The sequence below is a fragment of the Streptomyces sp. NPDC021093 genome (genome assembly GCF_044333135.1).
Taxonomy (GTDB): Bacteria; Actinomycetota; Actinomycetes; order Streptomycetales; family Streptomycetaceae; genus Streptomyces.
Genome location: NZ_JBIRQJ010000004.1, coordinates 610,798 through 630,970 on the forward strand (window position 1 = coordinate 610,798; position 20,173 = coordinate 630,970).

Sequence of the window (20,173 nt, forward strand, 5' to 3'; positions counted from 1 at the left end):
AATCAGGAGGCCGTCCTTCCGTCGCGCTCGTACCGACTACAGTCGGCCGCATGACCAAGTGGGAATACGCGACCGTGCCCCTTCTCGTGCACGCGACGAAGCAGATTCTGGACACCTGGGGCGAGGACGGCTGGGAGCTCGTCCAGGTCGTGCCCGGGCCGAACAACCCCGAGCAGTTGGTGGCCTACCTCAAGCGGGAGAAGGCCGCATGAGCGCCGTCGAGGAGAAGCTCGCCTCGCTCGGCCTGACCCTCCCGGCAGTGGTTCCGCCGCTCGCCGCGTACCAGCCGGCCGTGCAGTCCGGCGTGTACGTCTACACGGCGGGCCAGCTCCCGATGGTGGACGGCTCGCTGCCGGTCACCGGCAAGGTCGGTGCCGAGGTCACCCCCGAGGAGGCCAAGGACCTGGCGCGGATCTGCGCGCTGAACGCCCTGGCAGCCGTGAAGTCCGTCGCCGGTGACCTGGACCGCATCGCGCGCGTCGTGAAGGTCGTCGGCTTCGTCGCCTCGGCCCCCGACTTCACCGGCCAGCCCGCGGTGATCAACGGCACGAGCGAGCTGCTCGGCGAGGTCCTCGGCGACAAGGGCGTGCACGCCCGCAGCGCCGTCGGCGTGACCGTCCTGCCGCTGGACGCTCCGGTCGAGGTCGAGATCCAGGTGGAGCTCGTCAGCGCCTGACCCTCGGGCCTGACCCTCGGCACGTGAACAGCCGGTTGCAGGTGAGTGCGGGATACAACTTCCTCTCGAACATCGAGGCGGTTGGCCGTAGCATCCGGCCATGTCCAATGGTCAGTGGTACCCGCCCGAATGGCCCGACCGGATTCGCGCACTGGCGAGCGGCGAGCTCACCGCCGCGGCCCCGAAGCGGGCCGCGACCGTGCTGCTGCTGAGCGACGGTGCAGCCGAAGGCACCGCCCCGGTCGGCGCCGGACTGTCCGTACACATGCTGCGCAGACGCGCCTCCATGGCTTTCGCCGGAGGCGCGTACGCGTATCCGGGCGGCGGCGTCGACCCCCGGGACGACGACTCGCTGGTGCGCTGGGCCGGGCCCTCCCTGGCGCAGTGGGGCGAGCGGCTGGGCCTGCCCGACGACCTGGGCGCGGCCCAGGCGGTGGTCTGCGCGGCGGTCCGCGAGACCTTCGAGGAGGCGGGCGTCCTCCTTGCAGGGCCCACCGAGGACACCGTGGTCGACGACACCACGGGCGAGGACTGGGAGGCGGACCGGCAGGCCCTGGTCGCCCGTGAACTGGCCTTCGCCGAGTTCCTCGACCGGCGGAAGCTGGTGCTGCGCTCCGACCTGCTGGGTGCGTGGGCGCGCTGGATCACCCCGGAGTTCGAGCCCAGGCGGTACGACACCTGGTTCTTCGTGGCCGCGCTGCCGGCCGGACAGCGGACCCGCAACGCCTCCACGGAGGCGGACCGCACGGTGTGGATCGCCCCCGCCGAGGCGGCCGCCGGATACGACAGGGGCGAGCTCCTGATGATGCCGCCCACCGTCTCCACGCTGCGGCAGCTCCAGCCGTACGGGACGGTGGCAGAGGTCCTGACGGGCGCAGCCGGTCAGGACATGACCCCCGTGCTCGCCCAGGCACGGCTCGTGGGCGGTGAGCTGGTGCTGAGCTGGCCCGGCCACGACGAGTTCACCAAGCACATTCCGGCGGGGGAGACCCCGGCCGCAGGAGGTGCCCAGTGACGGACGCAGCCGCGCTGCCGGGCCAGCCGAGGGGCGGGGTGCTGTCGGGGCGGGCCACCGCGCGTGCGGTCAACGTGCTCGCCCCCAACCCGTCGGCGATGACGCTCGACGGAACCAACACCTGGATCGTCTCCGAGCCGGACTCCGACCTGGCCGTCGTCGTGGACCCGGGTCCCTTGGACGACGTACACCTGCGGGCGGTGATCGATACGGCGGAGAAGGCGGGCAAGCGGGTCGCGCTGACCCTGCTGACGCACGGGCACCCCGACCACGCGGAGGGTGCCGCGCGGTTCGCGGAGCTGACCCGGACCTCGGTGCGGGCGCTGGATCCCGCGCTGCGGCTGGGGGACGAGGGGCTGGGCGCCGGTGATGTCATCACCACCGGCGGAGTCGAGATGCGGGTGGTGCCCACGCCGGGGCACACCGCCGACTCTCTGAGCTTCCATCTGCCGGCCGACCGGGCCGTGCTGACGGGGGACACGGTCCTGGGCCGCGGCACGACGGTGGTGGCGCACCCGGACGGGCGGCTCGGGGACTATCTCGACTCGCTGCGGCGGCTGCGGTCGCTGACGGTCGACGACGGGGTGCACCTCGTCCTGCCGGGGCACGGCCCCGTCCTCGAAGACGCCCAGGGCGCGATCGAGTTCTACCTGGCGCACCGGGCGCACCGGCTGGCGCAGGTGGAGACGGCCGTGGAGAGCGGGCAGGTGAGTGCGTCCGAGGTGGTGGCGCGGGTGTATGCGGACGTGGACCGGTCCCTGTGGCCGGCGGCCGAGCTCTCGGTGCGGGCGCAGCTGGTGTATCTGCGCGAGCACGGCTTGATCTGAACCGCCGTCCGGGCGGCCTCTGTTCGAGGCGCCCGGATCTTCCTTCACTGCTTCTTCCCTGTGCAGTTCACAAGCTGCGGGGGCGCGACGGCCCTGGGTCCTGCGGTACTTCAGTACGGCCGGGGATTCTTGCGGCCGTGGACTGCGACGTATTCGCTCGCCAGCCACGGGCCGAGATCATTGGCGTACGACTGGAGAACGGCCGGGTCGGCCGTGGGGTTCCCGGCGACGTGCGCGACTTTCCGCATCTCCTCGCCGCGGTCCGGGTAGTAGCGGGCGAACACCTCGGCGGATTCGGTGAGTTCGCTGGTGAAGCGGCCCCACCGGGGCATGACGAGGGTCAGCCCGGTACGGACGAGACGGCGGGCGAAGACGCGGCTGAGCCGCCGCCGTTCGTCGTCCGTGTCCGTTTCTGCGATCAGCCGCCGCCATCTCGGCAGCGCGTCGATCAGGTCCCCGTTGGTCTCGCGGGCCAGCAGCGTGTCCGGCCGGTAGCGGGGCAGTCGCTCCGCCAGGTCGGGGCCGAGCAGGGGCGTGCAGAGGCAGGCGACGAACCAGCCCATGTCGTACCGCTCCAGCTCGCTCAGCAGCACGGCCTCGCTGAAGATCAGCGTGCCCACACCGTCGATCTGCCCGAACTCGGCGTCGAGCGCGTCGCCGATGTGCCGCGCGTCCGTCCGGTCGGCCTCGGTCGGCTCCGCACGCAGGGCGAGCAGCACGTCCAGGTCGGACCGGCCGGGCCGGGCGGTGCCGCGCGGCACCGAACCGTACAGATAGGCGCTGTGCAGCCGGTCCTCGCCGAAGACCGCCGCCACGCGCGCGTGCAGCGCCTCCACGACGGGCCGGAACTCCTCCTGGACCCGGTCCAGGGACCCCTCGCGCTCGATGTACGGGTGACCGGCGCCCGGGTGACTCGTCATTGCCCACCGTCCCTGTTCCGCCCCACGGCGCGGCCGTGGGAGCGCAGTGACGAGGACGGGGCGCCCCCTCCGCAAAGGGGGCGCCCCGTCCTCGTACGTACGAGAAGCAGCCGCGTCAGCGCGAGCGCTTCGCGAGGCGCTCCACGTCCAGCAGGATCACGGCCCGCGCCTCCAGGCGCAGCCAGCCGCGGCCCGCGAAGTCCGCGAGGGCCTTGTTGACCGTCTCGCGGGACGCGCCGACCAGCTGGGCCAGCTCTTCCTGCGTGAGGTCGTGCACGACGTGGATGCCCTCCTCGGACTGCACGCCGAAGCGGCGCGACAGGTCCAGGAGCGCACGGGCCACACGGCCGGGCACGTCGGAGAAGACCAGGTCGGACATCTGGTCGTTGGTCTTGCGCAGCCGGCGGGCCACCGCACGCAGCAGTGCGGTCGCGACCTCCGGGCGTACGTTCAGCCAGGGCTGGAGGTCGCCGTGGCCGAGGCCCAGCAGCTTGACCTCGGTCAGGGCCGTCGAGGTGGCGGTGCGCGGGCCCGGGTCGAACAGCGAAAGCTCGCCGATCAGCTCACCGGGGCCGAGGACGGCCAGCATGTTCTCCCGGCCGTCGGGGGAGGTGCGGTGAAGCTTCACCTTGCCCTCGGTCACCACATAGAGGCGGTCACCGGGGTCGCCCTCGTGGAACAGGGCGTCACCGCGTGCGAGGGTCACCTCGCTCATGGAGGCGCGCAGCTCCGCGGCCTGCTCGTCATCGAGCGCCGCGAAGAGCGGGGCGCGCCGCAGAACGTCGTCCACGTGTTCTCTCCTTGTCGACCTGCTCAGGGGACCGTGGTCCCCATGATGCCGGACGGTAAAACAGTGCGATCAATCACTAAGGATGACTTACCGCAGGGCCTGGTCGTGCTTCAGGGGGCCGATTGGGTAGGCATCAGGCCGTGACCAAGGCGGATGTCGGTGCCTGCCTCTAGGCTGGACGGGTGTCCAACAAGCCGGTGAGAGCGCAGGTCAAGGGGGCTGGACAGGTGACAGCAGGCCGTAATTCCGCCGTGGGCGAACAGGCTGCGGCGAAGCCCAAGAAAGTTGCAGCGAAGCCCAAGAAATCTGCGGCGGCGCCGAAAAAAGCCGTGAAAACGGCCGGAGCGGCGCCGGCCACGACCGAGGCGGCCACGACCAAGCCGTCCACGACCAAGCCGGCCAGGACCAGGTCGGCCAAGCCCGAGTCGCACCTCGCCATGGTCCGGCGCGCCCGCAGGATCAATCGGGAGCTGGCCGAGGTCTATCCGTACGCACATCCCGAGCTGGACTTCGAGAACCCCTTCCAGCTGCTGGTCGCCACGGTCCTCTCCGCCCAGACCACCGACCTGCGGGTCAACCAGACCACCCCGGCCCTCTTTGAGGCCTACCCGACGCCCGAGGACATGGCGGCGGCGGTACCGGAGGAGCTGGAGCAGATCATCCGGCCGACGGGCTTCTTCCGCGCCAAGGCGAGGTCCCTGCTCGGGCTGTCCGCTGCGCTGCGGGACACCTTCGGCGGGGAGGTGCCCGGCCGGATCGAGGACCTGGTGACGCTGCCCGGAGTGGGCCGCAAGACGGCGAACGTCGTCCTCGGGAACTATTTCGGGGTCCCCGGCATTACTGTCGACACGCACTTCGGCCGCCTGGTGCGCCGCTGGAAGTGGACCGACGAGGAGGACCCGGTGAAGGTCGAGGCGGTGGTCGCCGAGATCTTCCCGAAGAGCGAGTGGACGATGCTCTCGCACCGCGTCGTCTTCCACGGCCGCCGGATCTGCCACTCCCGCAAGCCCGCCTGCGGCGCCTGCCCGATCGCCGCGCTCTGCCCTTCGTACGGTGAGGGCGAGACGGACCCGGAGAAGGCCGAGAAGCTGCTCAAGTACGAGAAGGGCGGCTACCCGGGGCAGCGGCTGAACCCGCCGCAGTCCTTCCTGGACGCCGGCGGCAAGCCCGCGCAGCCGATGGGAGCGGGACCGGCCGGAAAGTGACCTCGGCCGGGTTCCGGATTCCGAGAACGGCGGCGGAGTCCGGAACGATCGTGGCGGGGGCGGACGTTGGGAACGTACGGGGGTGGCCATGAGACGTACAGGCGCGGCAAGTACCGCGGCGGTGAGCGCGGTGAGCGCGGCGAGCGAGGCGTACAGGAGCACCGGGACGTACGAGCGCAGGGGGACGTACGAGAACAGTGAGACGCACAAGAGCAGCGGGACGTACGAGAGCAGGGCGGCGACCGGAGTGACGGCAGAGGCAGCACAGGACACCGTCAGCGACCGGGGCCTGCCCGCCTGGCTGGACCCGGTGGCGGCGGTCGCCCGCAGCGTCCGCCCCGAGCAGCTCAGCAGCTTCCTGCCGCCGGAGAGCGGGACCGGTCGGCAGTCCGCCGTCCTCGTGCTCTTCGGCGAAGGGGCGGAGGGGCCCGAGCTGCTCCTGATGGAGCGGGCGAGCAGCCTCCGCTCGCACGCGGGGCAGATTTCCTTCCCCGGCGGGGCCCTCGATCCCGAGGACGGCGATCCGGAAACCACCGGTCCGCTCCGGGCCGCGCTCCGGGAGGCCGAGGAGGAGACCGGACTGGATCCCTCCGGTGTGCAGGTCTTCGGTGTGCTGCCCCGGCTCTACATCCCCGTCAGCAGCTTCGTGGTGACGCCGGTGCTGGGCTGGTGGCGCGAGCCGAGCCCGGTCGGAGCCGTCGACCAGGGCGAGACCGCGAGCGTCTTCACGGTCCCCCTGGCGCACCTCACGGACCCGGCGCACCGGGCGACGAGCGTGCACCCGCGCGGCCACCGCGGCCCCGCCTTCCTCCTGGAGACCGGGCTGCTGTGGGGATTCACCGCAGGGGTGGTCGACAAGGTCCTGCACTTCGCGGGCTGGGAGCGGCCCTGGGACCGCTCCCGCGAGGTCCCGCTCGACTGGCACGCATGACGGACATGACAGGGTGGCGGGCGTGAACGTCCTGGACATTGTGTTGCTGGTCGCGGCGGTGTGGTTCGCGATCATCGGGTACCGCCAGGGATTCGTCGTCGGCGTGCTGTCGGTGATCGGATTCCTCGGCGGCGGACTCGTCGCGGTCTATCTGCTGCCCCTGATCTGGGAGTGGTTCTCCGACGGCTCGTCCCTCGGCGACTCCACGACCGGAATCCTGGTGGCGGTGGTGATCGTGATCGTCTGTGCCTCGGTGGGCCAGGCCTTCACCACCCACCTCGGCAACAAGCTGCGCAGACACATCACCTGGTCCCCGGCGCGCGCCCTGGACGCGACCGGCGGCTCACTGGTCAACGTCGTCGCGATGCTGCTGGTGGCCTGGCTGATCGGCTCGGCCCTCGCGGGCACCTCGCTGCCCACCGTCGGCAAGGAGGTGCGCAGCTCCAAGGTGCTGCTCGGGGTGTCCCGGGTGGTGCCGGGCGAGGCCAGCACCTGGTTCGCCGACTTCAGCTCCGTCCTCGCGCAGAACGGCTTCCCGCAGGTCTTCAGCCCGTTCTCCAACGAGCCGATCACCGAGGTCAAGCCCCCGGACCCGAAGCTCGCGGGCAGCCCGGTCGCGGCCCGCGCCAAGAAGTCGATCGTCAAGGTCGTCGGTACGGCGCCGGGCTGCGGCAAGGTCCTGGAGGGCACCGGCTTCGTGTTCTCCGAGCGCCGCGTGATGACCAATGCGCACGTCGTCGGTGGAGTCAGCGAGCCGACCGTCCAGATCGGCGGCGAGGGCAAGCTGTACGACGCGAAGGTCGTGCTCTACGACTGGAAGCGCGACATCGCGGTGCTGGACGTGCCGGACCTGCGGGCCGAGCCGCTCCGGTTCACCGAGGGCGACGCCCGCAGCGGCGACGGCGCGATCGTCGCCGGCTTCCCGGAGAACGGTTCGTACGACGTCAGGTCCGCCCGCGTCCGCGGCCGGATCAACGCCAAGGGCCCCGACATCTACCACCGGGACACGGTCCGCCGCGATGTGTACTCCCTGTACGCGACGGTCCGCCAGGGCAACTCCGGCGGCCCGCTGCTGACCCCCGACGGCAAGGTGTACGGCGTCGTCTTCGCCAAGTCCCTGGACGACCCGCAGACGGGGTACGCGCTGACCGTCGACGAGATCCGCAACGACATCAAGGCGGGCCGCGCCGCCAACCAGCAGGTGGACAGCCAGGGCTGCGCGCTCTGAGACGTTCTTCCGGAGACTGCCGATCAACCCGTGGGTGGAGGGCGAAAGCCAACCCACGGGTTGATCCGTACCGGCACCCCGAACTGAGAGGCTGAAGCATGCGACTGACGATCCTGGGCGGCGGCGGATTCCGCGTCCCTCTGGTGTACGGAGCACTGCTGAGCGACCGTGCCGAGGGCCGCGTCACCCATGTCACCCTGCACGACCTCGACCCGGCCCGCCTGGCCGCCATCGCCCGGGTCCTGACCGACCAGGCGGCCCGTGCCAGGGCCGAGGGCGTCCCCGACGCGCCCCCGGCACCCGAGGTCAGGGTCACCACCGACCTGGACGAGGCGCTGCGCGGCGCCGACTTCGTCTTCTCGGCGATCCGGGTCGGCGGGCTGGCGGGCCGCGCGGCCGACGAGCGGGTCGCCCTGGACGAGGGCGTGCTCGGCCAGGAGACCGTCGGCGCGGGCGGCATCGCCTACGGCCTGCGTACGGTCCCGGTCGCCGTCGACATCGCCCGCAGGGTGGCCCGGCTGGCTCCCGACGCCTGGGTCATCAACTTCACCAACCCGGCCGGTCTGGTCACCGAGGCGATGTCCCGCCACCTCGGGAGTCGCGTCATCGGCATCTGCGACTCCCCGGTGGGCCTGGCCCGCCGGGTCGCCCGCACCCTGGGCGTGGCGGACCCCGCCGCCGCGCGCGCCGACTACGTGGGCCTCAACCACCTGGGCTGGCTGCGCGGGCTGTACGTCGACGACCGCGACGTGCTCCCGGAGCTGTTCGCCGACCCGGACCGGCTGGCCTCCTTCGAGGAGGGCAGGCTCTTCGGCACCGACTGGCTGCGCTCGCTCGGCTCGGTGCCCAACGAGTACCTGCACTACTACTACTTCAACCGCGAGGCCGTGACCGCCTACCGGCAGGCGAAGCAGACCCGCGGCGCCTTCCTCCACGACCAGCAGGCGCGCTTCTACGACGAGTTGGCGGCCGGCCAGGACCCCGCCGACCCTGCTGCCCCAGCAGTGCGGGAAGGCGCCGCCTGGGACGCCTGGGACCGTACGAGGGCCGAGCGCGAGGCGACGTACATGGCGGAGAACCGGGAGGCGGCGGGCGCGGGCGAGCGCACCGCCGACGACCTGGAGTCCGGCGGGTACGAGTACGTGGCCCTGGCCCTGATGCGAGCCATCGCGCGCGACGAACGTACGACGCTGATCCTCAACGTCCGTAACCGCGGTGTGCTGAGCATCCTCGACGAGGCAGCCGTCATCGAAGTCCCGTGCGTGGTCGACGCGACCGGCGCCCGCCCCGTCGCGGTGTCGCAGCTCAGCGGTCACGAGGCGGGCCTGGTGGCCGCCGTGAAGGCCGTGGAGCGCTGCGTGCTGGCAGCGGGGGAGAGCGGGTCGGCGCAGGAAGCGGTCAAGGCCTTCGCCCTGCATCCGCTCGTCGACTCGGTCCAGGTGGCGCGCAGGCTGCTGGAGGGCTACCGGGGCGCACACCCGGGACTTGGCTACCTCAGGAAGGACTGACCAGGAGCGGGCCCGTCCGGAGAGGAGCGTCAGCTCCGCTGATGCCTCAGCCGCGCCGACACCCACCGGGCGCGTCGCCGGAGGATGCGTGGAATGCCAATCGCCTGATGGGAGTGGTGATGGCCCTCATCGTAGGGTCGTCCCCTCTCGTAGGTGATCGGCGCTGCGGCCGAGTGGCGGTTGCGTGCTGCGTCACCGTAGTCGTGCGTCCAGCCCATACCCCGACGTGTGCCCGGGGTCCAAGGTCGGTAATCACCTGACGGACCGCCAATTGGCCTATGCAGGAGGCATTTAGCTGTTCGTACGACAAGCGTTCTGCTGGAGGGCGCCTCCGGCTGGGCCCGTCGCACCGCTTCCCGGTCGACTACCGGTCCGGCTTCGGGTCCTTCAGCCAGTTCACCAGCTCGGTGGAGAAGGTCTCCGGGTCCTCCTCGTGCGGGAAGTGCCCGAGTCCGTCGAGCAGCCGCCACCGGTACGGCGCCTCGACGTACTCGCCGGAGCCCGCCGCGCTGCGGGTGCGCAGCACCGGGTCCAGCGACCCGTGCAGATGCAGCGTCGGCACCCGCACCGGCGCCTTCATCCGCCGGTTGAACTGGAGCCCGTCGGGACGCGCCATCGACCGCACCATCCACCGGTACGGCTCGATCGAGCAGTGCGCCGTCGACGGGATCGTCATCGCCCGCCGGTAGGCGTCGATCGTCTCGTCGTCCGGCTGCCGCGGCCCCGACCAGTCCCGGATCAGCCGCCCGGTCAGCGCGGCGTCGTCCGCGACGAGCTGACGCTCCGGCACCCACGGCCGCTGGAATCCCCAGATGTACGATCCGGCCCGCGACTGCGAGAAGTCCGACAGCATCGCCGAGCGCCAGCGCCTCGGGTGCGGCATCGACGAGACCACCAGCCGGCGCACCAGCTTGGGCCGCATCGCTGCCGCCGTCCACGCCAGGTACCCGCCCAGGTCGTGCCCGACGAGCGCCGCGTCCGGCTCGCCCAGGGACCGTACGACGCCCGTGATGTCCAGGGCGAGGTTCGCCGGGTCGTAGCCGCGGGGCGTGCGGTCGCTGCCGCCCACCCCGCGCAGATCCATCGCCACCGCCCGGAAGCCGGCGTCGGCGAGCGCCGTCAGCTGATGCCGCCAGGTCCACCAGAACTGCGGGAACCCGTGCAGCAGCAGCACCAGCGGACCGTCTCCCATTTCCGCGATGTGGAAGCGCGCGCCGTTGGCCGCCACGTCCCGGTGCGTCCACGGGCCGTCGATGCGTACGACGGAGGAGGTGGACGTCGGGGCCGGGGAGGAGGCGGACGAAGCGGAAGTACCGGAGCCGTTGGTATCAAGGGCGGTCATACCGATGAGCGTGCCACAACGGCCGTGTTGTCCTGCACCTGGCGGGGGTGCGGCTTCGCATTCCCGAGTACGGCGGCCGTCTCCTTGGCCGCCGCGGCGGCCTTCTGCGGGCCCCGGCCCTTCTTGGCCTTCTTCGCGAAGGCGACGCCGATCAGTGCGAGCAAGCCTGCGACCAGCACGTTCGCGGCGAAGGAGAGCAGGAAGCACCAGGCGAGGTGCCAGTCGCTCCACGCGTGGATCCCGTACGCCAGTGCGAAGCTCAACATCGGCAGCGAGAAGATCAGTACGGCGCCCGCCGCGCCGAACGCCCCGCCGCCGACCGCACCGCGCTTCACGTCCTGCCGAAGCTGGATCTTCGCCAGCGCGATCTCGTCGTGCACGAGCGCGGACATCTCGGTGGTCGCCGTGGCGACCAACTGACCGAGGCTGCGCTCGGCGCTCTCGACGCCGTGGGCGTTGCGGGCGGGGTCGCTCATCGCTCTCTCCCTCTTTTGTTCGAGCTTCAGTTCAAGCTTCTGCTCAAGCTCATCGGATCTGCAGTCAGATCATGCCGGACCGGCGCCGTCGTCGCGCGACGCCCCCGGCACATCGTCGTTCCCGCTACCCGCGTACAGCTCGGCCAGCCGTCGGTGCTCCGCGGCCTTCGTGTCGTAGATCTCGGCCATCCGCAGGTGGTAGTCGGGCTTGCCCACCTCGTAGATGTCCGGGATGCCGTCCATGTCTTCGTCGCGCTCTTCCTCGTCGTAGAGCGCACGGTACTTGCGGACCCGCAGTTTCAGCAGCACGCCGGACAGGATCGCGGCGATCAGTGAGCCGATCAGGACCGCCGCCTTGACCTCGTCGGCCAGTTCCAGGTCGTCGGTGAAGGCGAGTTCGCCGATCAGCAGCGAAACGGTGAAGCCGATTCCGGCGAGCGAGGCGATCGCGAAGACGTCCGGCCAGACCAGGTCGTCGTTGAGTTCCGCCTTGGTGAAGCGGGCCGCCAGCCACGTACCGCCGAAGATTCCGAGCGCCTTGCCGACCACCAGGCCCAGCACCACACCCAGCGTCTCCGGCTTGGTGAACACATCGGCGAGCGCGCCGCCCGACACCGAGACACCGGCCGAGAACAGGGCGAACAACGGCACCGCGAGGCCCGCCGACAACGGCCGCACCAGGTGCTCGATGTGCTCGCCCGGCGAGTGCTCCTCGCCCTCGCGTCGGCTGCAGCGCAGCATCAGGCCCATCGCGACACCGGCGATCGTGGCGTGCACGCCGCTGTTGTACATCAGGCCCCAGATCACCAGGGCCAGCGGTACGTACACGTACCAGCCGCGCACGTTCGCGCGCAGCAGCAGCCAGAAGACGGCCAGGCCGACGACGGCTCCGCCGAGCGCCGCGAAGTTGATGTCGCTGGTGAAGAAGACCGCGATGATCAGGATCGCGAAGAGGTCGTCGACGACGGCGAGGGTGAGCAGGAAGGCCCGCAGCGCCGACGGCAGCGAGGTGCCGATGACGGCGAGGACCGCGAGTGCGAAGGCGATGTCGGTCGCGGTCGGGACCGCCCAGCCGTCGGTGCTCCCGTCGCCCATGACATTCACGACGACGTAGACGAGGGCCGGGACCGCCATGCCGCAGAGGGCGGCGATCACGGGGAGGGCGGCGGCCTTCGGGTCGCGCAGTTCGCCCGCGACGAGTTCGCGCTTGAGCTCGATGCCGGCGACGAAGAAGAAGATCGCGAGGAGGCCGTCGGCCGCCCAGTGCTGGACGGACAGGTCGAGGCCGAGGAAGCCGGGCCCGAAGTGCAGGCCGCGCAGCGACTCGTAACTCGCTCCGAAGGTGTTCGCCCAGATCAGCGCCGCGATGGCGGCCACGAGGAGCAGGACACCGCCGACCGTTTCGGTGCGCAGGGCGTCCGCGACGTACGTCCGCTCGGGGAGCGGGAGCCGTCCGAGGAACTTGCTCTTGGTGGGGGGAGTGGGCGCGGCCACGGGTGAATACCTCCGGTCGGTGGGCAGCATGAAGCACATTGCCGACCAGACTTCCCGGCGCACCTGTTGAGTTTTGACGCGTTCCTGACGCGTGGGCAACTCTACCGGTGGTGCGCAAGGGCGTATCCGGCGATCTTCACTTTACGAGCGAAAAGGGCACCCGGCGCGGGGAGCGCGGGGTGCCCTTGAGCTGTTCAGGGGAGGTGCGGGACGGGTGGGACGACCGGGACTAGTCGTCGCCGCCGGCCGAGCTCGGCAGCTTCGCCTGGATCAGCCCCATCACGGACGCGTCGGTGAGCGTCGAGACGTCGCCCAGCTCCCGGTCCTCGGCGATGTCGCGCAGCAGCCGGCGCATGATCTTGCCCGAGCGGGTCTTCGGCAGCTCGGCCACCGGCAGGATCCGCTTCGGCTTGGCGATCGGGCCGAGCGTGGCACCGACGTGATTGCGCAGGTCGGCGACCAGGGAATCGGTCTCGGAGGCCGTGCCGCGCAGGATCACGAACGCCACGATCGACTGACCGGTCGTCTCGTCCGCCGCGCCGACCACGGCCGCCTCGGCGACCGACGGGTGCGAGACGAGAGCGGACTCGACCTCGGTGGTGGAGATGTTGTGGCCGGACACCAGCATCACGTCGTCGACCCGGCCCAGCAGCCAGATGTCGCCGTCGTCGTCCTTCTTGGCGCCGTCACCGGCGAAGTACTTGCCTTCGAAGCGGGACCAGTAGGTGTCGATGAAGCGCTGGTCGTCGCCCCAGATCGTACGGAGCATGGACGGCCACGGCTCCGTCAGGACGAGGTAGCCGCCACCGCCGTTCGGCACCTCACGCGCCTCGTCGTCCACGACCGTCGCGGAGATACCGGGGAGTGCGCGCTGCGCCGAACCCGGCTTGGTCCCGGTGACGCCCGGCAGCGGCGAGATCATCATCGCGCCGGTCTCGGTCTGCCACCAGGTGTCCACGATCGGGCACTTGTCGGCGCCGATGTGCTTCCGGTACCACATCCACGCCTCGGGGTTGATCGGCTCGCCGACCGATCCGAGGACGCGCAGCGACGACAGGTCGAACTTCGCGGGGATGTCGTCGCCCCACTTCATGAACGTACGGATCGCGGTCGGCGCGGTGTAGAGGATCGTCACGCCGTACTTCTGCACGATCTCCCAGAAGCGCCCCTGGTGGGGGGAGTCGGGGGTGCCCTCGTACATGACCTGCGTGGCGCCGTTCGCGAGCGGCCCGTAGACGATGTACGAGTGGCCGGTCACCCAGCCGATGTCGGCGGTGCACCAGTAGACGTCGGTCTCGGGCTTGAGGTCGAAGACCGCGTGGTGGGTGTACGCCGCCTGGGTGAGGTAGCCGCCGGAGGTGTGCAGGATGCCCTTCGGCTTACCCGTCGTGCCCGACGTGTACAGGATGAAGAGCGGGTGCTCGGCGTCGAAGGCCTCGGGGGTGTGCTCGGCCGACTGACGGCCGACGATGTCGTGCCACCACACGTCGCGGGAGTCGTTCCACGCCGTCTCCTGCTTGGTGCGCTGTACGACCAGTACGTGCTCGACCGTCGGGCACTTGGAGACGGCCTCGTCGATCGCGGGCTTCAGCGCGGACGGCTTGCCGCGCCGGTAGCCGCCGTCGGAAGTGATGACGAGCTTGGCGTCGGCGTCCTGGATGCGCGAGGCGACGGCGTCGGCGGAGAAGCCGCCGAAGACGACCGAGTGCGCGGCGCCGACGCGGGCGCAGGCCAGCATCGCGATCGCGGCCTCGGGGATCATCGGGAGGTAGACGGCGACGCGGTCGCCCTTGCGTACGCCCAGCTCGGTGAGGGCGTTCGCGGCGCGCGACACCTCGTCCTTGAGCTCCGCATACGTAATGGCGCGGCTGTCGCCGGGCTCGCCCTCGAAGTGGATGGCGACGCGGTCGCCGTTGCCCGCCTCGACGTGGCGGTCCACGCAGTTGTACGCGACGTTGAGCTCGCCGTCCGCGAACCACTTCGCGAAGGGCGGGTTCGACCAGTCGAGCGTCTCGGTGGGCTCGGTGGCCCAGGTGAGCCGACGTGCCTGCTCGGCCCAGAAGCCGAGACGGTCGGCCTTGGCCTGCTCGTACGCCTCCGCGGTGACGTTGGCGTTCGCGGCCAGTTCGGCGGGAGGAGCGAATCGACGCTCTTCCTTAAGAAGGTTGGCCAGGCTTTCATTGCTCACGACATCTCCCATTCCCAGGGCGTCCGATGTGTCCCCGGGACCTAGCTCATCAGTCCGGGGCCCTGGTGACAAGAGCCATCCGGAAATTGGTTTAGACCTATTGGGTCCGCGAGTTGCTACGGCGTGAGCTGCCGCGACGCCCGTACGGCCCCCTCCGCGGCGGTGCGCGAAGGGGGCCGTACGGACTCACGGACGTACACCCCACGGCCGTACCTCTCACGGACGTACACCCCGTCCACGGACGTACACCCGGAAAGGTTCAGGCGCTCAGGCCCTCCAACTCCGTGTGCGACGACGGTGCGATCCGGTCGAAGACCTCGCTGGTCTCCCCGACCCGTGCCCCGTCGACCAGCAGATATGCCTGCGCCTCGGCCACGTGGAAGTACATCCCGTGCAGTTCCAGCGTCCCTTCGGCGAGGCGGCGCCTCACTGATTCGTGCTGCCGCAGGTGCTCCAGCTGCTGGACCACATTGGTCAGGCACAGCTGCTCGACGGCGTCCGTGGGCAGCCGTCCGGAGATCCGCGCCCACGAGTGGTGACGGCTCTTCATCCGGCGCAGGCTCGGCGCTCCGTGCCGCAGCCAGCGGCGCAGCGGGGTGTTCTCGCCGCCCTCCGCGGGCCCGCTGAGCAGGGCCTGCATCGCGCCGCACCCGGAGTGCCCGCAGATGGTGATCGACGCGACCTTCAGTACGTCCACCGCGTACTCGATGGCCGCGGCGACCGAATCGTCAGCGGCCTCGGCACCCGCCGGCGGAACCAGGTTCCCCACATTTCGTACGGTGAAGAGGTCGCCCGGCCCGCTCGACGTGATCATGCTTGTGACCAGGCGGGAGTCCGCGCAGGTCAGGAAGAGCTGCGAGGGGCTCTGGCCCTCCCTGGCGAGGCGCGCCAGTTCGTCGCGCACCAGCGGCGCGGTGTTGCGCTGGAACGCGCTGAGCCCGCTGGCCAGTTGACGCGTACCGGCCGGGCGCGCCTCGGGGGTCGCGACGGGCGCGGTGTGCTCGTCGCAGTGGTGGTTGCGCCAGGGCGTCCAGGGGCGGCAGCAGGTGTGCGCGGCACTCGTCACGGGACCGGCGACCGGGATTCCGGACCTGCCGGTGACCTCGACCTTGCCGCCCTGTGTGACATGGCCGTCCTGCCAGCCCTGCAGCGCTTCGTACGCCGCGTGGTCCATGAAGGAGCCGTCCAACTCCACGACCGCATGCGCCCCTTGGGGCACCTGACTCAGCGTCCGGGTCAGCCGGGGAACGGCCAGGAAGGTCAACTGCCCGCGCGCCCGTACGTGATGGACGCCGTCGGCGGTCGTCTCGGTGACGATGCGGGTCTTGGCCAGCCGGTGCAGGGCGACGGCGACCGCGACCGCGATCCCCAGGGCCACGCCCTCCAGCACACCGAGCAGTACGACACCGGCGACCGTGGTGACGTACACCAGGAATTCACGGTGCTTATGGACATTGCGGATGTGCGCGAAACTCACCATCTGGATGCCGACCATCATCACCAGGGCGGCCAGCGCCGCCAGCGGAATCCACTCCAGTACGCCGACGAGCAGCCCGGCGGCGAGCAGCACCCACACGCCGTGCAGCACGGTGGCGGCCCTGCTGACCGCGCCCGTACGGACGTTGGCGGTGGAGCGGACGGCGCCGCCGGAGATCGGCAGTCCGCCGAGCAGCCCCGACACCATGTTGGAAATGCCCTGGCCGCGCAGCTCGCGGTCCAGGTCGGAGCGCGGTGCGGGCGGTGCGCCCGGCGCTCCCTGCCGCTCGGCGGCCAGCTTGTCCACGGCGACCGCGGACAGCAGCGACTCCAGGCTCGCCACCAGCGTGACGGTCAGCACCGCCGCGGCCAGCGCGAGCACCGGGCCCTGCGGCATTTCGGGAAGTGCGTGACTGCGCCAGGACGGCAGGTCGACCCGGGCGATCGAGGGGGCCGCGACGGCGGCGACCGCGGTGGCGAGCGCGACGGACGCGAGCGCGGCGGGGGTCTTGCGGAGGAATCTTCCGGTACGCCCCGGGAGGCGCGGCCACAGGATCAGCACGGCGATGGTGAGCGCGCCGATCAGGGGCGCGGCAGGGCCGAGGTGGGCCAACTGCGCGGGTAGCGCGAGGGCGTTGGCCGTGGCGGAGCTCTGTGGAGAGCCGCCGAGCACGATGTGCAGCTGGGCGAGCGCGATGGCGACGCCGATGCCGGCGAGGGTGCCGTGCACGATGGCGGGGCTGACGGCCAGGGCGTTGCGGGCGGCTCGGAGCGAGCCGAGCAGGATCTGCACCAGGCCGGCGCAGATGACGATGGCGCAGGTGGTGCGCCAGCCGTAGCGCTGGATCAGTTCTGCGGTGACGACGGTCAGTCCGGCCGAGGGGCCGCTGACCAGGAGGGGGGAGCCGCCGAGCAGTCCGACGACGATGCCGCCGACGGCGGCGCCGATCAGGCCTGCCGCCAGGGGCGCGTCTATGGCGACGGCCAGTCCCAGCGACATGGGTACGGCGATCAGGAACACAGTGATCGAGGCGGCGAGGTCGCCTCCCGCGATCTTGAAACGGGCCCGGTGGGGCTTTCCGTCCTCGCCGGACGGCGGGCTGTGCGGCCGTTGGAAGCGTGAGGCTCGGGTGGTGCGAGAGGTGTGGTCGGGACGAGTGGGTACGCAAGCAGACATTGCTCTTGTCTCCTCCGGGGCAGCGCGGTCGCGGAACAAGGGGTCGCGGCCGTGGATCACGGCGTGCAGCGGGGGACTCAAAACTCTCGGTAAACGAATCGTAATGCAGAGTAAAGATCTAGGTGGTTCTTTGCGGTCAAATGGGGCAATCCTTCACCCGAATTAGTGAATAAGCATTTCGGACGGCTTGTCGCATCTGTGGGTGTGTGGGTGCATGCGAGGTTTGCCGCGCCGTTCAGGCCGTCCCGGCCCCGGCCGCTCTGCACAGCCGATCGAGGAAGAGGTGGGCGGATGATGGCCGCCACGAAGAGAGTCACCTTCGGCGTCACCGCCGCCGCACTGTCCCTGACCGCCCTGGCGGGCTGCGCCGGTCAGGCGTCGGACCCGGCCGAGAGCAGACAGGGCGCGCACGGCGCCAAGAAGAACGCGCCCGTCGCCGCACCCAACAGCCCGGTCCGGCTGATCGGCGACGGCTCCACCGCGTACACCGGGGTGCAGCCCCTCCAGCCCGTACCGAAGAAGCTCGCACCCGGGCAGAAGCCCCCGCAGTTCGTGGTCTTCTCCTGGGACGGCGCGGGCGAGGACAGCCAGCGGCTGTTCTCCCACTTCCGCAAGGTCGGGCAGAAGTACGACGCGACGATGACGTACTTCCTCAGCGGGGTCTACCTCCTGCCCGAGGACAAGAAGAACCTCTACAACCCGCCGCAGCACTCCGCCGGGCGCTCGGACATCGGCTTCAACGACGCCAAGGGAATCAAGGACACCGTGGAGCAGATCCGCGGCGCCTGGTTCGAGGGCAACGAGATCGGCACCCACTTCAACGGCCACTTCTGCGGCAAGGACGGCGGCGTCGGCACCTGGTCGAAGGAGGAGTGGAAGAGCGAGATCGCCCAGGCCAAGTCCTTCGTCAAGAACTGGAAGTCCAACACCGCGCTGAAGTCGGCCAAGCCGCTGCCCTTCGACTACGAGAAGGAACTGGTCGGCGCCCGTACGCCCTGTCTTGAGGGCCGCAAGAACTTCATGCGGGCGGCGAGCGAGATGGGCTTCCGCTACGACACCAGCGGCGTCAACGACCAGATCTGGCCGGAGAAGCAGGGCCGCCTCTGGGACCTGTCGATGCAGCTGGTGCCGGTGCCGGGGCGGGCCTTCCAGACCCTCTCCATGGACTACAACTTCTACATGAACCAGTCGGGCGCGACCCGGGGCGACGAGGACAAGCACGAGTACTGGGGCAACCAGATGCGCGACGGCCTGGTGCAGGCCTTCGAGCGCTCGTACCGGGGCAACCGCGCCCCGCTGATCATCGGCAACCACTTCGAGTCCTGGAACGGCGGCACGTACATGCGCGCCATCGAGGACACCATCAAGACCGTCTGCACCCAGCGCGACGTGAAGTGCGTGTCGTTCCGCCAGCTCGCGGACTGGCTGGACGCGCAGGACCCGCAGGTCCTGGCCAAGCTGCGCACCCTGAAGGTCGGCCAGGCGCCGAAGACGGACTGGGCGGCCTTCCTGAATCCGGCCGCCCGGCCCGCCGCACACGCCCCGTCGGCCCCGGGAGCCCATACGGCCCCGGGAGCTTCGGGAGCCAAGCCGGCTGAGCGGCACTGACCGCCAGGCGTTCGTCGAGCACGAAAGGCCGGGTCGGCCCGGGCAGCCGGGGCAGATCCGCCGTCTGCGCCCCGGGCACCGTCCGGTGCCCGGGGCGCCTCTCGGGTTTCGGGGCGCTGCGCCGGACTCCGTCCGTCGGTTCCGCTGCGGGGGTGACCGGTGCGGGGGTGACCGGTGCGGTTGCGAGGACGTTGCGAGGACTGGGTGGCGCCGACGGCGGGTCGCTGCGGCAGCTACGCCGGCTGAGCGGCACTGACCGCCAGGCGCTCGTCGAGCACGAAGGCCGGGTCGACCTGGGCAGCCAGGTCGGCGCCGGTCTTCGCGTTCCCCCAGCTCTCCGCGTTCCTCAGGTGGAAGTGCACCATCTGGCGCGTGTAGCGCTCCCAGTCGCGGTGCGCGTAGCTGTCCTCCGCGGCGTCCTGGAGGACCTGCAGAGCTTGGCGGTTGTCCGCCTCCAGGAGCTCGAAGCGGGACGGGCGGCCCTTCTCCATGGCGCGCACCCAGTCCGAGTGGCCCATGGTGACCAGCAGGTCGTCGCCGACCTCCGCGCGCAGGAAGTCCAGGTCGTCCTGGCCCTGCACCTTGTTGCCTACGACCTTGAGCGCGATGCCGTAGTCCCGGGCGTACTCCTTGTACTGGCGGTACACGGAGACGCCCTTGCGGGTGGGCTCGGCCACCAGGAACGTCATGTCGAAGCGGGTGAACATGCCCGACGCGAAGGAGTCCGAGCCCGCCGTCATGTCGACCACCACGTACTCGTCGGGGCCGTCGACCAGGTGGTTCAGGCACATCTCGACCGCGCCGACCTTGGAGTGGTAGCAGGCCACACCCAGGTCCGACTCGGTGAACGGGCCGGTCGCCATCAGGCGGATCACGCCGTCGTCGAGGATCACCGGGCGGGCGCACGCGTCGTACACCGGGTTGTCCTCGCGGACCCGCAGCAGCCGGGAGCCCTCGCCGGGCGGAGTCGTCTTGATCATCGTCTCGGCGGAGGCGATACGGGGGTTGGTGCCGCGCAGGTAGTCCTTGATGAGGGGGAGGTGCGCGCCCATCGCGGGCATCGCGGCCGACTCGTCGTCCGAGAGTCCGAGGGCCGCGCCCAGGTGCTGGTTGATGTCGGCGTCGACGGCGACGACCGGAGCTTCGTTGGCCGTGAGGTGGCGGATGAACAGCGAGGACAGCGTGGTCTTGCCACTGCCGCCCTTCCCGACGAAAGCGATCTTCATGTTCACCAAGGGTAATCGCATGAATGCAGTGGGTGCGCACTGCAAGTGAAGAAGACCACTCCAAGGTGGGGCGTGGAGGGGTGTGC

18 protein-coding genes are annotated in these 20,173 nt (G+C 70.5%); 9 read left to right on the top strand and 9 right to left on the bottom strand.

Translation table 11 applies throughout. The features are described from left to right. Positions 1-50: 50 nt before the first annotated feature. The 4 genes from ACH4SP_RS15375 to ACH4SP_RS15390 all read left to right on the top strand — a co-directional run bounded on the left by ACH4SP_RS15375 (position 51) and on the right by ACH4SP_RS15390 (position 2,518). Positions 51-212: a DUF4177 domain-containing protein gene (locus ACH4SP_RS15375; RefSeq protein ID WP_014178397.1), complete on the top strand. Its 162-nt coding sequence runs from the start codon at positions 51-53 to the stop codon at positions 210-212. Beyond that, positions 209-676 (top strand): RidA family protein, encoded by a 468-nt coding sequence (locus ACH4SP_RS15380; protein WP_398414771.1) that lies wholly within the window; start codon positions 209-211, stop codon positions 674-676. Before ACH4SP_RS15375 ends, ACH4SP_RS15380 begins: the two co-directional genes overlap by 4 nt. A 100-nt stretch (positions 677-776) precedes the next feature. After that, positions 777-1,691, top strand: a complete 915-nt coding sequence (locus ACH4SP_RS15385; protein ID WP_398414774.1) for an NUDIX hydrolase — start codon at positions 777-779, stop codon at positions 1,689-1,691. Next, on the top strand, positions 1,688-2,518 hold the full coding sequence (locus ACH4SP_RS15390; RefSeq protein WP_398414776.1) for an MBL fold metallo-hydrolase: 831 nt from the start codon (positions 1,688-1,690) through the stop codon (positions 2,516-2,518). Before ACH4SP_RS15385 ends, ACH4SP_RS15390 begins: the two co-directional genes overlap by 4 nt. A 110-nt stretch (positions 2,519-2,628) precedes the next feature. On the opposite strand, the gene ACH4SP_RS15395 is transcribed toward ACH4SP_RS15390, so the two are convergent. Together ACH4SP_RS15395 and ACH4SP_RS15400 are read right to left on the bottom strand one after the other, a co-directional pair. Continuing rightward, positions 2,629-3,438, bottom strand: coding sequence for a nucleotidyltransferase domain-containing protein (locus tag ACH4SP_RS15395; RefSeq protein WP_398414779.1), 810 nt, complete (start codon positions 3,436-3,438; stop codon positions 2,629-2,631). Positions 3,439-3,553: 115 nt separating this feature from the next. Beyond that, positions 3,554-4,228 carry a Crp/Fnr family transcriptional regulator gene (locus tag ACH4SP_RS15400; RefSeq protein WP_185033934.1) on the bottom strand — a complete coding sequence of 225 codons (675 nt, stop codon included), beginning with the start codon at positions 4,226-4,228 and terminating at the stop codon, positions 3,554-3,556. Between the two features lie 251 nt (positions 4,229-4,479). On the opposite strand from ACH4SP_RS15400, the gene nth reads away from it, so the two are divergent. The 4 genes from nth (at position 4,480) to ACH4SP_RS15420 (ending at position 9,100) form a co-directional block, all read left to right on the top strand. Further along, positions 4,480-5,433, top strand: a complete 954-nt coding sequence (nth, locus tag ACH4SP_RS15405; RefSeq protein WP_398415094.1) for an endonuclease III — start codon at positions 4,480-4,482, stop codon at positions 5,431-5,433. A 247-nt stretch (positions 5,434-5,680) separates the two neighbouring features. Continuing rightward, positions 5,681-6,364, top strand: a complete 684-nt coding sequence (locus tag ACH4SP_RS15410; protein WP_398415096.1) for an NUDIX hydrolase — start codon at positions 5,681-5,683, stop codon at positions 6,362-6,364. Between the two features lie 22 nt (positions 6,365-6,386). Further along, complete coding sequence (locus tag ACH4SP_RS15415; RefSeq protein ID WP_398414782.1) at positions 6,387-7,592, top strand: MarP family serine protease; 1,206 nt, start codon at positions 6,387-6,389, stop codon at positions 7,590-7,592. 98 nt (positions 7,593-7,690) lie between these two features. Further along, positions 7,691-9,100 (top strand): 6-phospho-beta-glucosidase, encoded by a 1,410-nt coding sequence (locus ACH4SP_RS15420; protein WP_398414784.1) that lies wholly within the window; start codon positions 7,691-7,693, stop codon positions 9,098-9,100. Positions 9,101-9,129: 29 nt separating this feature from the next. On the opposite strand, the gene ACH4SP_RS15425 is transcribed toward ACH4SP_RS15420, so the two are convergent. The 6 genes from ACH4SP_RS15425 to ACH4SP_RS15450 all read right to left on the bottom strand — a co-directional run bounded on the left by ACH4SP_RS15425 (position 9,130) and on the right by ACH4SP_RS15450 (position 17,253). Beyond that, a complete protein-coding gene (locus ACH4SP_RS15425; RefSeq protein WP_398414786.1) occupies positions 9,130-9,318 on the bottom strand; it encodes a hypothetical protein in 189 nt (62 codons plus the stop codon). Positions 9,319-9,464: 146 nt separating this feature from the next. Next, a complete protein-coding gene (locus ACH4SP_RS15430) occupies positions 9,465-10,442 on the bottom strand; it encodes an alpha/beta fold hydrolase (protein ID WP_398414789.1) in 978 nt (325 codons plus the stop codon). After that, complete coding sequence (locus ACH4SP_RS15435; RefSeq protein WP_398414791.1) at positions 10,439-10,918, bottom strand: phage holin family protein; 480 nt, start codon at positions 10,916-10,918, stop codon at positions 10,439-10,441. The genes ACH4SP_RS15430 and ACH4SP_RS15435 overlap by 4 nt, the downstream gene beginning before the upstream one ends. 69 nt (positions 10,919-10,987) lie before the next feature. Then, positions 10,988-12,451, bottom strand: a complete 1,464-nt coding sequence (gene nhaA / locus ACH4SP_RS15440; RefSeq protein WP_398415098.1) for a Na+/H+ antiporter NhaA — start codon at positions 12,449-12,451, stop codon at positions 10,988-10,990. A gap of 190 nt (positions 12,452-12,641) precedes the next feature. Then, positions 12,642-14,612 (bottom strand): acetate--CoA ligase, encoded by a 1,971-nt coding sequence (acs, locus tag ACH4SP_RS15445; RefSeq protein WP_398414794.1) that lies wholly within the window; start codon positions 14,610-14,612, stop codon positions 12,642-12,644. A gap of 247 nt (positions 14,613-14,859) precedes the next feature. Then, entirely contained in the window at positions 14,860-17,253 is a 2,394-nt protein-coding gene (locus ACH4SP_RS15450) for a bifunctional SulP family inorganic anion transporter/carbonic anhydrase (protein ID WP_398414796.1), read from the bottom strand. A 291-nt stretch (positions 17,254-17,544) separates the two neighbouring features. Between ACH4SP_RS15450 and ACH4SP_RS15455 the strand changes: the two genes are divergently transcribed. Then, a complete protein-coding gene (locus ACH4SP_RS15455; RefSeq protein WP_398414798.1) occupies positions 17,545-18,861 on the top strand; it encodes a hypothetical protein in 1,317 nt (438 codons plus the stop codon). Between the two features lie 233 nt (positions 18,862-19,094). On the opposite strand, the gene ACH4SP_RS15460 is transcribed toward ACH4SP_RS15455, so the two are convergent. Continuing rightward, a complete protein-coding gene (locus ACH4SP_RS15460; RefSeq protein ID WP_398414800.1) occupies positions 19,095-20,087 on the bottom strand; it encodes an ATP-binding protein in 993 nt (330 codons plus the stop codon). Positions 20,088-20,173: the final 86 nt, after the last annotated feature.

What these genes read in the sequence shown, in the direction of transcription:
- ACH4SP_RS15375 (WP_014178397.1), top strand. Translation starts at nt 51, where the DNA reads ATGACCAAGTGGGAATACGCGACCGTGCCCCTTCTCGTGCACGCGACG.
- ACH4SP_RS15380 (WP_398414771.1), top strand. Translation starts at nt 209, where the DNA reads ATGAGCGCCGTCGAGGAGAAGCTCGCCTCGCTCGGCCTGACCCTCCCG.
- ACH4SP_RS15385 (WP_398414774.1), top strand. Translation starts at nt 777, where the DNA reads ATGTCCAATGGTCAGTGGTACCCGCCCGAATGGCCCGACCGGATTCGC.
- ACH4SP_RS15395 (WP_398414779.1), bottom strand. Translation starts at nt 3,438, where the DNA reads ATGACGAGTCACCCGGGCGCCGGTCACCCGTACATCGAGCGCGAGGGG.
- ACH4SP_RS15420 (WP_398414784.1), top strand. Translation starts at nt 7,691, where the DNA reads ATGCGACTGACGATCCTGGGCGGCGGCGGATTCCGCGTCCCTCTGGTG.
- ACH4SP_RS15425 (WP_398414786.1), bottom strand. Translation starts at nt 9,318, where the DNA reads ATGGGCTGGACGCACGACTACGGTGACGCAGCACGCAACCGCCACTCG.
- ACH4SP_RS15430 (WP_398414789.1), bottom strand. Translation starts at nt 10,442, where the DNA reads ATGACCGCCCTTGATACCAACGGCTCCGGTACTTCCGCTTCGTCCGCC.
- ACH4SP_RS15435 (WP_398414791.1), bottom strand. Translation starts at nt 10,918, where the DNA reads ATGAGCGACCCCGCCCGCAACGCCCACGGCGTCGAGAGCGCCGAGCGC.
- nhaA (WP_398415098.1), bottom strand. Translation starts at nt 12,451, where the DNA reads ATGTGCTTCATGCTGCCCACCGACCGGAGGTATTCACCCGTGGCCGCG.
- acs (WP_398414794.1), bottom strand. Translation starts at nt 14,612, where the DNA reads ATGGGAGATGTCGTGAGCAATGAAAGCCTGGCCAACCTTCTTAAGGAA.
- ACH4SP_RS15450 (WP_398414796.1), bottom strand. Translation starts at nt 17,253, where the DNA reads ATGTCTGCTTGCGTACCCACTCGTCCCGACCACACCTCTCGCACCACC.
- ACH4SP_RS15455 (WP_398414798.1), top strand. Translation starts at nt 17,545, where the DNA reads ATGATGGCCGCCACGAAGAGAGTCACCTTCGGCGTCACCGCCGCCGCA.
- ACH4SP_RS15460 (WP_398414800.1), bottom strand. Translation starts at nt 20,087, where the DNA reads ATGAAGATCGCTTTCGTCGGGAAGGGCGGCAGTGGCAAGACCACGCTG.